Genomic DNA, 11,685 nt, shown 5'->3' on the forward strand with positions numbered 1-11,685 from the left:
ATGGGGTGGTACGTCGCGCGCCGGATCGCCGCCATGGTGCCCGTCTTCCTTGGCGCCACCCTGCTGATCTACGGCATGGTGTTCCTGCTGCCCGGGGATCCGTTGGCCGCCATCGCCGGTGACCGCCCGCTCACGCCATCCGTCGCCGCGGCGCTGCGTGCCCGCTACCACCTCGACGACCCCTTTCTCGTGCAGTATCTGCGCTACCTCGGCGGGGTGGTGCACGGGGACCTGGGCCGCGCCTACTCCGGCCTGCCGGTCAGTGACGTTCTCGCGCATGCCTTTCCGGTCACCCTGCGGCTCTCGGTGATCGCGCTGACCGTCGAGGCGGTCCTGGGCATCGGTTTCGGGGTGATCGCCGGGCTGCGCCAGGGCGGGCTGTTCGACGCGACCGTGTTGATCACCGGGCTGATCGTGATCGCGATCCCCATCTTCGTGCTGGGGTTCCTGGCGCAGTTCGTGTTCGGGGTGCGGTTGGGCGTCGCGCCGGTGACCGTGGGGGAGCGGTCGACGTTCGGGCGGTTGCTGCTGCCCGGAATCGTCCTGGGTTCGGTGTCGTTCGCCTACGTGGTGCGGTTGACGCGGTCGGCCGTCGCCGCGAATGCGCACGCCGACTACGTCCGCACCGCCACCGCCAAGGGACTGTCCCGCCCCCGCGTGGTGACGGTGCACATCCTGCGCAATTCGCTGATCCCCGTCGTCACCTTCCTGGGCGCCGACCTCGGGGCGCTGATGGGTGGGGCCATCGTGACCGAGGGCATTTTCAACATCCACGGCGTCGGCGGCGTGCTGTACCAGGCCGTGACCCGCCAGGAGGCGCCGACGGTGGTGTCGATCGTGACGGTGCTGGTGCTGATTTACCTGATCACCAACCTCGCGGTGGACGTGCTCTACGCCGCGCTGGACCCCAGGATCCGGTATGGCTGAGCCGCGGGCCGGTTTTTGGCGCGACACCTGGCGGCGCCTGCGGGGGCGCCCCAAATTCGTCGGCGCCGCCGTGCTCATCGTCGCGATCGTCGCCGTCGCCGCGGTGCCGTCGCTGTTCACCGGGGCGGACCCGGCGTACGCCGATCCGGGCCAGAGCCTGCTGCCCGCGTCGCGCGCGCACTGGTTCGGCACCGACCTGCAGGGCCACGACGTGTACGCGCGCACCATCTACGGTGCGCGCGCGTCGGTCACCGTGGGGCTGGGGGCGGCGCTCATCGTCTTCGTCGTCGGCGGGGCGCTGGGCGCGCTGGCCGGGTTCTACGGCGGCTGGCTCGACGCGGTCATCTCCCGCGTCACCGACGTGTTCTTCGCGTTGCCGCTGCTGTTGGCGGCCATCGTCTTGATGCAGGTCCTGCACCACCGCACGGTGTGGACCGTGATCGCCATCCTGGCGCTGTTCGGCTGGCCGCAGGTGGCTCGCATCGCGCGCGGCGAGGTGCTCGCCGTCCGCGCGAGCGATTACGTGCTTGCCGCAAAGGCGTTGGGGATGAGCCGATTTCAGATCCTGCTGCGCCACGCGGTGCCCAACGCGCTGGGGCCGGTGATCGCCATGGCCACCATCGCGCTGGGCAGCTTCATCGTCACCGAGGCCACACTGTCCTACCTCGGCGTGGGGCTGCCGACGTCGGTGGTGTCCTGGGGCGGCGACATCAACCTGGCCCAGACGCGGCTGCGGGCGGGATCCCCGATCCTGTTCTATCCGGCGGGCGCGCTGGCCGTCACCGTGCTGGCCTTCATGATGCTGGGTGACGCGCTGCGCGATGCGCTGGACCCGGCGTCGAGGGCGTGGCGGCCGTGAGCGACGAGCCGCTGCTGCGGGTCGAGGGCCTGCGTGTCAGCTTCGGCGACCACGCCGCGGTCCAGGGCGTGGACCTCGAGGTCGCGGCGGGGCGGACCGTCGCGGTCGTCGGCGAGTCCGGATCGGGCAAGTCGACCACCGCCGCCGCGGTTCTCGGCCTGCTGCCCCCCGGGGGGCGAATCACGGCCGGGCGCATCGTGTTCGACGGCGCCGACCTCGCCGCCGCCGATCGGCGCGCGCTGCGCGCGATCCGGGGCCGCCACATCGGTTACATCCCGCAGGACCCGATGACCAACCTGAACCCGGTGTGGACGGTCGGCTTCCAAGTCGCGGAGGCGTTGCGGGTCAACGCCGCCGGCCGTCGGGCGCGCAGCCGCGCGGTGCAGTCGCTGGCCGAGGCGGGGCTGCCCGACCCCGCGCGCCAGGCCCACCGCTACCCGCACCAGCTCTCCGGCGGCATGTGCCAGCGGGCGCTGATCGCCATCGGCTTGGCGGGCCGGCCGCGGCTGCTGATCGCCGACGAACCGACCTCCGCGCTCGACGTCACCGTGCAGCGGCAAGTGCTCGACCACCTGCAGCGCCTCACCGAGGAGCTCGGCACCGCGTTGCTGTTGATCACCCACGACCTGGCCCTGGCCGCCGAGCGGGCCGAGGACGTCGTCGTCATGCGTCGCGGTGTGGTCGTCGAAACCGGTGCGGCAGCAACGATTCTGAGCGACCCGCGCCACGAATACACGCGGCGGCTGGTGGCGGCGGCACCGGCGCTCACCCTCGTCGCCGCGGCCCGCCCCACCCCGCCGGCCGCGGACGACATCCTCGTCGCCGCCGGCCTGACCAAGGTTTTCCGCGAAACCCACGGGGCGCCGTGGCGGCGCGGGCAACACCGAGCGGTCGACGACGTCTCGTTCGGGCTGCGCCGCGCCAGCACGCTGGCGGTGGCGGGTGAGTCGGGTTCGGGGAAATCGACGCTGGCCCGCATGGTCCTCGGCCTCCTCCAACCCACCTGTGGCACGGTCACTTTCGACGGGCAGCCCGTCACCGCGGCCCTGCCCCGGGAGCGGGAGCTGGCGCTACGCCGTCGGGTGCAGCCGGTGTTCCAGAATCCTTACAGCAGCCTGGATCCCCGCTACTCGGTGTTCCGCGCGGTCGAGGAGCCGTTGCGGATTCACCGGGTCGGCGATCGCCGGCACCGGGAGAAAGCGGTCCACGAACTCATCGACCAGGTGGCCCTGCCGGCGACGGTGCTGGGCCGGCTGCCCCGCGAGCTCTCGGGCGGGCAACGACAGCGGGTCGCGATCGCCCGCGCCCTGGCACTGCGGCCCGAGGTGCTGGTGCTCGACGAGGCGGTCTCGGCGCTCGACGTGCTCGTGCAGGCGCAAGTCCTGGAGCTGCTGGCCGACCTGCAACGGGACCTGGGCCTGGCGTACCTGTTCATCAGCCACGACCTGGCGGTGATCCGGCAGATCGCCGACGACGTCATGGTGCTGTGCGCCGGGCGGGTGGTGGAGCGCGCGCCGACCCGGGAGCTGTTCGCCGCTCCCCGCCACGAATACACCCGGCGGTTGCTGGCGGCCATCCCGCGCCCCCCGACGATGCCGGGACGATAGGTTGGCAAGCTGTGATGGCTGACCCGCTGGCCCCGTTGATGAACCTGCCCGGTGTCGCCGAGGCCAGCGACCGCGCCCGCGAAGCGCTCGGTCGGGCCCACCGCCACCGCGCCAACCTGCGGGGCTGGCCGGTGACGGCCGCAGAGGCGGCGCTGCGGGCGGCGCGGGCGTCGTCGGTGCTCGACGGCGGACCCGTGCGCCTGGAGGATCTCGCCGAGGCCGCCCAGGTCAGCGACCCCGTCTTCGGCGGGGCGCTGCGGGTGGCGCAGGCGCTGGAGGGTGGCGAGGGCCCCGTGGTCGGCATCTGGCGCCGCGCACCGCTGCAGGCGCTGGCCCGCCTGCACATGCTGGCCGCCGCCGATCAGGTCGACGAGGACCGGTTGGGACGGCCGCGCGCCGACGCGGGAGTGGGCCCCCGGCTCGAGCTGTTGGCCGAGCTCGTGAACGGCCGCACTCAGGCACCCGCGCCCGTGCTGGCCGCCGTCGCGCACGGCGAACTGCTGACCCTCAGACCGTTCGGCAGCGCGGACGGCGTGGTGGCGCGTGCGGTCTCGCGGCTGGTGACCATCGCCACCGGGCTGGATCCGCACGGTCTGGGCGTCCCGGAGGTGAGCTGGATGCGCCAGCCCGCCGACTATCGGGACGCCGCCCAAGGCTTCGCCGAGGGCACCGCCGAGGGCGTGGGGGCTTGGCTGGTGCTGTGCTGCCGGGCCACGCAAGCCGGCGCGCAGGAGGCGGTGGCCATCGCCGACTCGCTGCCCCGGCGATAGCTGGACACCCGCGTCGGGGTCGAGCGAACACAGCGCCGCGCATGCGAAGCGGGCGGCGTCCCGAGCAATTCGGTTCGCCGCCCGCTAGCACGGAACTCGGTTACCAAGCGTGCATCTCTAGGCTGCGTGGGTGGCCTCGGCGATCTTGCGACATCTCCGGCTGACTGCCCCACCCAAAGGGCTGCCGACACCGTCCATATTTCGCAATTACGCAGGCCCGCAACACTTCTGCCATTATCGCGGCTATGACTCCGCGTGGGTACCGAGTACCGTGCTGGGCGCCCGGGTCGGGAGACCGAACCTTCTCTTCCGGATCGACCTTGGCCTCGCCGGGCTTCCGTGGTTCCTTTGTACTACTAGACCCCAAGCGCAGCAAGGGCCTGTGTGTGAAAGTTCCGTTATTGCACACTCATTGCGCGCCCCGCAGCGTTTGCCGGTGGCGAGGGTGGTGCGGCCGGCAGGCCTAGAAAGCGAAGCGCCGCAACAACGAATACGTCACGGCACCCGCGGCGAGGGCGCTGATGCCCACCGCGGCCGTGGTGGCGATCGCGGCGCCGGACGGCGCCGGGATGCGGTCGCGCAGCGACACCGGCCGGGAGAACGACAGCACCGGCCAGTCCCGCTCGACCGCCTCGCGCCGCAAGCCACGGTCGGGATTGACGACGCTGGGATGCCCGACGGCCTCGAGCATCGGCAGGTCGGTGATCGAGTCGGAGTAGGCGTAGCAGTGCTCCAGCGGGTAGCCCTCGCGGGCGGCCAGCTCGCGGATCGCCTGCACTTTGCCCTCGCCGTAGCAGTAGAACGCGATCTCGCCGGTGTATCGGCCGTCCTCGACGACCATCCGGGTGGCCATCGCGTGCGTGGCCCCGAGCGCGCGGGCGATCGGCGCGACGATCTCCTCCCCGGACGCCGACACCACCACGACGTCGCGGCCACACAGCTTGTGGGCGGCGATCAGGTCGGCCGCCTCGGCGAACACCAGTGGGGTGACGATGTCGTGCAGGGTCTCGGCGACGATCGACTTCACCTGCTCGACGTCCCAGCCCGTGCACATGTTGGTCATGTGCGCGCGCATCCGATCCATTTGGTCATGATCGGCACCGGAGAGCAGGTAGATGAACTGGGCGTAGCTGGACTTGAGCACGGCGCGGCGATTCAACAGTCCCTGATGGAAAAAAGGTTTGCTGAACGCAAGGGTGCTGGACTTGGCGATGATCGTCTTGTCCAGGTCGAAGAACGCCGCGGTGCGGGCGCCGGCGGCCGCGTCGTCCGCCAATTGCCGGGCGGTCGGCGGCTGCGCGGCGGGGTCGGAGACGGTCACCGAGCCAGCATAGGTCGGCGGTGGTGTTCAGCTGCGACTTGTGCTGCCGAATCGCCGCCGACGTCTTCGTGATCGGCCGGGTCAGCGGAGTTTTGGCGGCTCAAGGTCTTTTTTCAGTAAAAGATCTATTGCGTTACTGCCGACTGTCGTGTGTATAGTAAGCATTACTCGGCCTGGCCGAGGGTGCATCAGCCCGACCCCCCGGGGCTGATGCACGACGACCCTCGCCTCCTCCCCCCCTGGCGGGGGTCGTCCCCTTTCTAGGGTCGGATTCGCCTCGCTCCGAGGCCCGTGTCCTTCGTTTTCGCCGCCGGATCCGTCGGTCCGCGCGTTGCGGGCCGTCCGCCACGCCCGGGCCGGTCGCGTCGCTTTTATCCACAGTCGCGTCCTCATCCCCAATTTCGCGTTTGGGACTGGTGTGCCAACCCGGCGGCGCCGCACAGTGGCCGGGTGACTGGGACTTCGGGCGGCGGCGGCGGGGCTTCGGCGGGCGTCTTGGCGGTGTTGGCGGACCCCGAGTTGCGCGACGAGGTGGACCGGGTGGCCGCGGCCGTCGGGGCGCGAGCGGTGCACGCCGCCGACGCGGCGGCGGTCAACCGGCGGACGTGGGCGGCGGCCCCGGCGGTGGTGTTGGACGAGCGGGCCGCCAGCCGCTGCGGTGAGCTGGCCCTGTCGCGCCGCCCGCACGTCACCGTCTTGACCGCCGCCGAACCGACGGCCACGACGTGGGCGGCCGCCGTCGCGGTCGGCGCCGAGCGGGTGCTGCGGGTGCCCGAGCAGGCGACCGACTTGGTCGCGGCGTTCGCGGGCGCCGTCGAAGCCACCCGCGACGACGGGTCCCGCGGCCAGGCGATCGCCGTCCTCGGCGGCTGCGGCGGGGCGGGCGCTTCGACCCTCGCGGTCGCGTTGGCGCGGGTCGCCCCGGACGCGCTGCTGGTCGACATGGACCCGTGGGGTGGCGGCATCGAATTGCTGGTTGGCGCGGAGGCGGTCCCGGGCCTGCGCTGGCCCGACCTGGCCTTGCAAGGCGGCCGGCTGGACTGGTCGGCCGTACGCGAGGCCCTGCCCCGGCACCGGAATGTGAGCCTTTTGTCCGGCACCCGGCGCGGCTACGAGCTGGACGCCGACCCGGTGCACGCCGTCATCGACGCCGGCCGGCGCGGCGCTGTCACCGTGGTCTGTGACCTGCCCCGGCGCCTCACCGACGCCACTCGCACGGCTCTGCACGGCGCCGACCTGGTGGTCGTGGTCAGCCGCTGCGACGTGCGGGCGTGCGCGGCGACCGGGGCGTTGGCGCCCACGGTGGCGACCATCAACCCCAACCTGGGCCTGGTGGTCCGCGGGCCGTCACCCGGCGGACTTCGGGCGTCCGAGCTCGCCGAGATCACCGGGTTGCCGCTGCTCGCGGCGATCCGGGCGCAGCCGCAGCTGCCGGAACAGGCCGAACGGGGCTCGCTGGCCCTGGGGCGGCGGTCCGCGCTGGCGACAGCCGCGCGCCAGGTGCTCGCGGTGCTGCCGGGCGGCGGCGCACGGCCGGCGGCACGCCGAAACGGTGCGGCGGCGTGAGCGGGTCGCTGATCGAACGGGTCCGCGAGCGGCTGGCGGCCGAATACGCCGCGCCGGGCTCGGCGCTGCGGCCCCACGCGGTCGCCGCGGCGATCCGCGCCGAGTCCGGCGGTGTCCTCGGCGACACCGAGGTCCTGGCCAACCTGCGCGTCCTGCAGACGGAGCTGACGGGCGCCGGTGCGCTGGAACCCCTGCTGTGCGCGCACGGCGCCACGGATGTCCTGGTCACCGCGCCGGACGCGGTCTGGGTGGACGACGGGAACGGCCTGCGGCGCAGCGGCGTTCGGTTTCCGGACGAGGCGGCGGTGCGGCGGCTGGCGCAGCGGCTCGCGCTGGCCGCCGGGCGCCGCCTGGACGACGCGCAGCCGTGGGTCGACGGCGAGCTGACCGGTGTCGGGCCCGCGGGTGTGGCGGTGCGGCTGCACGCCGTGCTGCCGCCGGTCGCGGCCGCGGGCACCTGCTTGTCGCTGCGGGTGCTGCGGCCGGCGAGCCAAGACCTGGCCGCCCTCGCCGCCGCCGGGGCCCTCGCGCCCGCCGCGGCCGCGTGGGTGGCCGACATCGTCGCGTCCCGGGCGGCGTTCCTGGTGTGCGGCGGAACCGGGGCGGGCAAGACGACGCTGCTGGCCGCAATGCTGGGCGCGGTGTCACCCGCCGAGCGGATCGTCTGCGTGGAGGAGGCCGCCGAGCTGGCGCCGCGGCATCCACACCTGGTGAAGCTGGTGGCGCGGTGCGCCAACGTCGAGGGCGTCGGTGAGGTCACCGTGCGCCAACTCGTCCGGCAGGCGTTGCGGATGCGCCCGGATCGCATCGTGGTCGGCGAGGTGAGGGGCGCCGAGGTGGTCGACCTGCTGGCGGCGCTCAACACGGGCCACGACGGGGGCGCGGGCACCGTGCACGCCAACAGCCCGGCTGAGGTCCCGGCGCGGCTGGAGGCGCTGGGCGCGGTGGGCGGTCTGGATCGGGCGGCGCTGCACAGCCAGCTCGCCGCGGCCGTCCAGGTGTTGCTGCACGTGTCGCGCGACCGCTCTGGCCGGCGCCGGCTCACCGAAATCGCCGCCCTGCAGCGGGGCCGCGGCGTGGTCGAGGCGGTCACGGTGTGGCGGCACGACATCGGCACGACGGACGCCGCGGAGCCGTTGCGACACGCGCTGCGCGCCAGGATGCCTGCGTGAGCGCCGGCGCGCTGATCCTGGCGCTGGCGCTCGTCGTGCTGCGGCCGTCGCCGCGGCGCCGGCTGCAACCGGGAACGCCGCCGCGGCCCCGGTGGTCACCGGCGGGCACCCGGGCGGCGGGCTGGCTCGCCGCGGCCGGCGCGTGCGCCGCCCTGGTCGTGCTGCCCGCGCCGATGGTGTGGTGCCTGGCGGTGCTGGGCGGCACCGCCGGCGCGCGGTTTCGCCGCCGCCGCCGCGCCGCCCGCGCCGTCGCGGAGGGCCGCACCATGGAATCCGCGCTCGACGTGCTCGTCGGTGAGCTGCGGGCCGGATCGCACCCCGTGCGCGCGTTCGACATCGCCGCCGACGAGAGCGGCGGACCGGTCGGCGCGTCGCTGCGGTCGGTGGCGGCGCGGGCCAGGCTCGGCGCCGACGTCGCGGCGGGCCTGCGCGCCGTCGCCCGGCGCTCGGCCCTGCCGATGCACTGGGACCGGCTCGCGCTGTGCTGGCGGCTGGCCAGCGAGCACGGCTTGGCCATCGCCACGCTGATGCGGGCCGCCCAGCGCGATATCGCCGAGAGACAACGGTTTTCGGCACGCGTGTCCGCCAGCCTCGCCGGGGCGCGCGCGACCGCGGCGATCCTCGCGGGCCTGCCGCTGCTGGGGGTGCTCCTGGGCCAGCTCGTCGGCGCCCGGCCCCTGGCGTTCCTTCTCGGCGGCCGGGCGGGCGGCTGCCTGCTGGCCGTCGGGGCGACGCTGGCGTGCGCCGGGCTGTTGTGGTCGGACCGCATCATCGACCGGGTGGTGGCGTGAACGCGGCGGCGGCGCTGCTGGCCGCGGCGCTGTGTCTGGCACCCGGCCCGACCCGCTGGCGGTCGCCTCGTGCCTCGACGTGCTGGCCGTGTGCCTGGCGTCGGGCATGGCGGTGTCGAGCGCCGCGGCGGCCGCGGCACCGTCGGCGCCGCCCCCGCTGGCCCGTGTCCTGCGCCGCGCCGCCGACCTGCTCGCGCTCGGCGCAGACCCGGCCGTCGCGTGGTCGGTTCCGCCGGAGCTGCCGGCGGCCGACGCGCAGATCGACGCGTTGCTGCGGCTGGCCCGCCGTTCGGCGGCGTCGGGCGCCGCGCTGGCGGGCGGCGTCGCCGACCTGGCCGACCAGTGCCGCCACGACTCGGCGCACGCCGCCGCCGCGGCCGCCGAACGGGCCGGGGTGCTCATCGCCGGACCGCTCGGGTTGTGCTTTCTGCCGGCGTTCGTGTGCCTGGGCATCGTGCCGGTGGTGGCCGGGCTGGCCCGAAACGTCCTGCAGTCGGGCCTACTGTGAAACGAAAGGAACTCCTTGATGCGCAACAGGTTTCGTGGATTGGCCACACGGCTGGCCGTGCTGGCGGTCGACGAGTCGGGGATGTCGACGGTCGAATACGCTATCGGCACCGTGGCCGCGGCGGCATTCGGCGCCATCCTCTACACCGTGGTCACCGGCGACTCGATCGTGTCGGCCCTGACCAAGATCATCGGCCGCGCGCTGAGCACCAAGGTCTGACGGGCAGTGCCGGTGCCAGCACCGTCGAGGCGGCCCTGGGCATCGCCGCCCTGGTCGTGGTGTTGGTGCTGTGCCTGGCGGGCGTCGCCGCCGTGTCGGCGCAGGTGCGCTGCGTCGACGCCGCGCGGGAGGCGGCCCGGCTGGCCGGGCGCGGCGACCGAGAGTCCGCGGTGCTCACCGCCCGTCGCCTCGCGCCCGCCGGCGCCCGCGTCGACGTGCGTCGGGAGGGAGAGTTCGTGGTGGCCACGGTGGTGGCGCGCTCGACGATCCTGCCGGCCTTGGACATTCGGGCCCAGGCCGTGTCGGCGATCGAACCCGCGGCCGCGAGCGGCCGGTCCCCGCCGCGGTGAGCGCGGCTCGGCCACGCTGGTGGCGGCGTGGCTGGTGGTGGCGCTGTTCGCGGTCGGCGGCGCCGGCGTGTACCTGGGCACGGCGGTCGTGGCGCGGCACCGGGCCCAGGCGGTCGCCGACCTGGCCGCGGTGGCGGGCGCGGCCCGGCTGCCCGCGGGCGCGCAGGCGGCCTGCGCCCGGGCGGGCGCGGTGGCGCGCCGGATGCGGGTCGACGATTGCCGCTGCGAGGTGGACGGGCTGGACGTGATCGTCACGGTGCGGGTGGCCGCCGGCCCGGCCGGCACCGCGCAAGCGGCGGCGCGCGCCGGACCGGTGGCGCCGGCCGAGTGGAGAAGCGGCCGATGAGGTCCGCCGCCGGGGGTTTGCCGGTACTCTTGCCGCGTGATCCCGCAGTGGCGGATCGGCCCGCTGGTGTTGCCAGTGCACGGCGTCTTCGTGGGGTTGGGGGTGCTGGTCGCCGCGGTCGTGTTCGCCGCCGAGGCCCGCCGGCGCGGCGCGGTCAACGAACAGTCCCTGGTGGCGGTCACCGGCGCGCTCGTCGGCGGCGCGATCGGCATGCGCCTGTCCGGCTGGGCCGAGCACCTCGACGTCCGCGGGAACCCAACGCTGTTGCAGGCGTGGCAGTTCGGGTCGCGCAGCATCCTGGGGGGCCTGCTGGGCGCCTACGTCGGGGTGTTGACCGCCAAGCGGATCGGCGGCTACACCGGCAAGACCGGCGACCTGTTCGCCCCGGCGGTCGCGCTGGGCATGGCCGTCGGCCGCATCGGGTGCCACCTCACCGAGGCGCCGGGCCGCCCGACGAGCCTGCCGTGGGGTGTGCACGCCGCCGTGACGACGCCCAAGTGCCCCGGCTGCCTGACCGGCGCGGCCATGCACCCGTCGTTCCTCTACGAGATCGCGTTCCAGCTGGCCGCCTTCGCGGCGCTGCTGTGGCTGCGCGGGCGGGTGACCCAACCCGGCGAGCTTTTCGTCCTCTACATCGCCGGCTACGCGGTGTTCCGGTTCTTCGTCGAGTTCGTGCGGGCCAACGACACGGTGTGGCTGGGCCTGACCCGCCCGCAATGGTTCCTCCTGCCGTCCCTGGCGCTCATCGCGATCCGGCTGCGCCACGGCTACCGGCGCGGCCACTACGACGCCGTGCTGAACCGGCGGGCGGTCGCCGCGTGAGCACCCCACCGCCGGGACCGCCGCCGGGCTGGCGGCCCGAGGATTGGCCGCCGCCCGGTTATCCCTACCACGGGCAGCCCTATCCCGGGTGGCAGCCACCGCCGCCGCCCAAGCCCAGCGGCGGCGAAGTGTTCGGGGCCGCCTTCGCCGGGGTGGTGCTCTTCGGCGGGCTCAACGCGGTCGTCGGCCCCATGGTGCTGTTCGGGCTGGCCAACCTGATCCCGCCGAAGTTCGCGTTCGCGGCCGGGGCGGCGCTGCTCGCGTTGATCGCCTTCGTCGGTGGGGGCGCGCTGGTGTTCGCCAACAAGAGTGTCTGGACGAGAGGGATCGGGATGGGACTGATGATCGGCTGGGCGCTCACCTCGATCCTCACCGTCGGCTTCTGCACCGGGCTCAACCCGACGCTGTATCACCTGACGCGATGACG

General features: G+C 73.9%; 13 protein-coding genes and 1 pseudogene. 13 read left to right on the forward strand and 1 reads right to left on the reverse strand.

What is annotated here, in order from left to right; all coding sequences use genetic code 11:
• Genes A5700_RS17060 through A5700_RS17075 form a run of 4 tightly spaced genes read left to right on the forward strand, consistent with a single transcriptional unit; the run spans position 1 to position 4,163 of the window.
• Positions 1-927, forward strand: a complete 927-nt coding sequence (locus tag A5700_RS17060) for an ABC transporter permease (RefSeq protein ID WP_068070453.1) — start codon at positions 1-3, stop codon at positions 925-927.
• Positions 920-1,786 carry an ABC transporter permease gene (locus tag A5700_RS17065; RefSeq protein WP_068070454.1) on the forward strand — a complete coding sequence of 289 codons (867 nt, stop codon included), beginning with the start codon at positions 920-922 and terminating at the stop codon, positions 1,784-1,786. Before A5700_RS17060 ends, A5700_RS17065 begins: the two co-directional genes overlap by 8 nt.
• A complete protein-coding gene (locus A5700_RS17070) occupies positions 1,774-3,393 on the forward strand; it encodes an ABC transporter ATP-binding protein (RefSeq protein ID WP_082960506.1) in 1,620 nt (539 codons plus the stop codon). The genes A5700_RS17065 and A5700_RS17070 overlap by 13 nt, the downstream gene beginning before the upstream one ends.
• Before the next feature lie 14 nt (positions 3,394-3,407).
• Positions 3,408-4,163, forward strand: a complete 756-nt coding sequence (locus tag A5700_RS17075; protein WP_369828280.1) for an oxidoreductase — start codon at positions 3,408-3,410, stop codon at positions 4,161-4,163.
• A 463-nt stretch (positions 4,164-4,626) separates the two neighbouring features.
• On the opposite strand, the gene A5700_RS17080 is transcribed toward A5700_RS17075, so the two are convergent.
• On the reverse strand, positions 4,627-5,484 hold the full coding sequence (locus A5700_RS17080; protein WP_068070457.1) for an HAD-IB family hydrolase: 858 nt from the start codon (positions 5,482-5,484) through the stop codon (positions 4,627-4,629).
• Positions 5,485-5,985: 501 nt separating this feature from the next.
• On the opposite strand from A5700_RS17080, the gene ssd reads away from it, so the two are divergent.
• The 9 genes and pseudogenes from ssd (at position 5,986) to A5700_RS17125 (ending at position 11,683) form a co-directional block, all read left to right on the forward strand.
• Complete coding sequence (ssd, locus tag A5700_RS17085; RefSeq protein WP_068070569.1) at positions 5,986-7,050, forward strand: septum site-determining protein Ssd; 1,065 nt, start codon at positions 5,986-5,988, stop codon at positions 7,048-7,050.
• Positions 7,047-8,222, forward strand: coding sequence for a TadA family conjugal transfer-associated ATPase (locus A5700_RS17090; RefSeq protein ID WP_068070459.1), 1,176 nt, complete (start codon positions 7,047-7,049; stop codon positions 8,220-8,222). The genes ssd and A5700_RS17090 overlap by 4 nt, the downstream gene beginning before the upstream one ends.
• Positions 8,219-9,013 (forward strand): type II secretion system F family protein, encoded by a 795-nt coding sequence (locus A5700_RS17095; RefSeq protein WP_068070461.1) that lies wholly within the window; start codon positions 8,219-8,221, stop codon positions 9,011-9,013. Before A5700_RS17090 ends, A5700_RS17095 begins: the two co-directional genes overlap by 4 nt.
• 31 nt (positions 9,014-9,044) lie before the next feature.
• Complete coding sequence (locus A5700_RS17100) at positions 9,045-9,521, forward strand: type II secretion system F family protein (RefSeq protein ID WP_082960507.1); 477 nt, start codon at positions 9,045-9,047, stop codon at positions 9,519-9,521.
• Positions 9,522-9,539: 18 nt separating this feature from the next.
• Positions 9,540-9,740 (forward strand): DUF4244 domain-containing protein, encoded by a 201-nt coding sequence (locus A5700_RS17105; RefSeq protein ID WP_068070464.1) that lies wholly within the window; start codon positions 9,540-9,542, stop codon positions 9,738-9,740.
• On the forward strand, positions 9,737-10,090 hold the full coding sequence (locus A5700_RS26155; protein ID WP_156671270.1) for a TadE family type IV pilus minor pilin: 354 nt from the start codon (positions 9,737-9,739) through the stop codon (positions 10,088-10,090). The genes A5700_RS17105 and A5700_RS26155 overlap by 4 nt, the downstream gene beginning before the upstream one ends.
• 10 nt (positions 10,091-10,100) lie before the next feature.
• Positions 10,101-10,436, forward strand: a pseudogene (locus A5700_RS26160) (Rv3654c family TadE-like protein); the annotation flags it as partial.
• A gap of 36 nt (positions 10,437-10,472) precedes the next feature.
• Entirely contained in the window at positions 10,473-11,258 is a 786-nt protein-coding gene (locus A5700_RS17120) for a prolipoprotein diacylglyceryl transferase (protein WP_068070466.1), read from the forward strand.
• Positions 11,255-11,683 (forward strand): hypothetical protein, encoded by a 429-nt coding sequence (locus A5700_RS17125; RefSeq protein ID WP_082960508.1) that lies wholly within the window; start codon positions 11,255-11,257, stop codon positions 11,681-11,683. The genes A5700_RS17120 and A5700_RS17125 overlap by 4 nt, the downstream gene beginning before the upstream one ends.
• Positions 11,684-11,685 lie beyond the last annotated feature (2 nt).

The sequence above is a fragment of the Mycobacterium sp. E1214 genome, from assembly GCF_001666755.1.
In the GTDB taxonomy this organism is placed as follows: Bacteria; Actinomycetota; Actinomycetes; order Mycobacteriales; family Mycobacteriaceae; genus Mycobacterium.

What these genes read in the sequence shown, in the direction of transcription:
- A5700_RS17065 (WP_068070454.1), top strand. Translation starts at nt 920, where the DNA reads ATGGCTGAGCCGCGGGCCGGTTTTTGGCGCGACACCTGGCGGCGCCTG.
- A5700_RS17060 (WP_068070453.1), top strand. Translation starts at nt 1, where the DNA reads ATGGGGTGGTACGTCGCGCGCCGGATCGCCGCCATGGTGCCCGTCTTC.
- A5700_RS17075 (WP_369828280.1), top strand. Translation starts at nt 3,408, where the DNA reads ATGGCTGACCCGCTGGCCCCGTTGATGAACCTGCCCGGTGTCGCCGAG.
- A5700_RS17105 (WP_068070464.1), top strand. Translation starts at nt 9,540, where the DNA reads ATGCGCAACAGGTTTCGTGGATTGGCCACACGGCTGGCCGTGCTGGCG.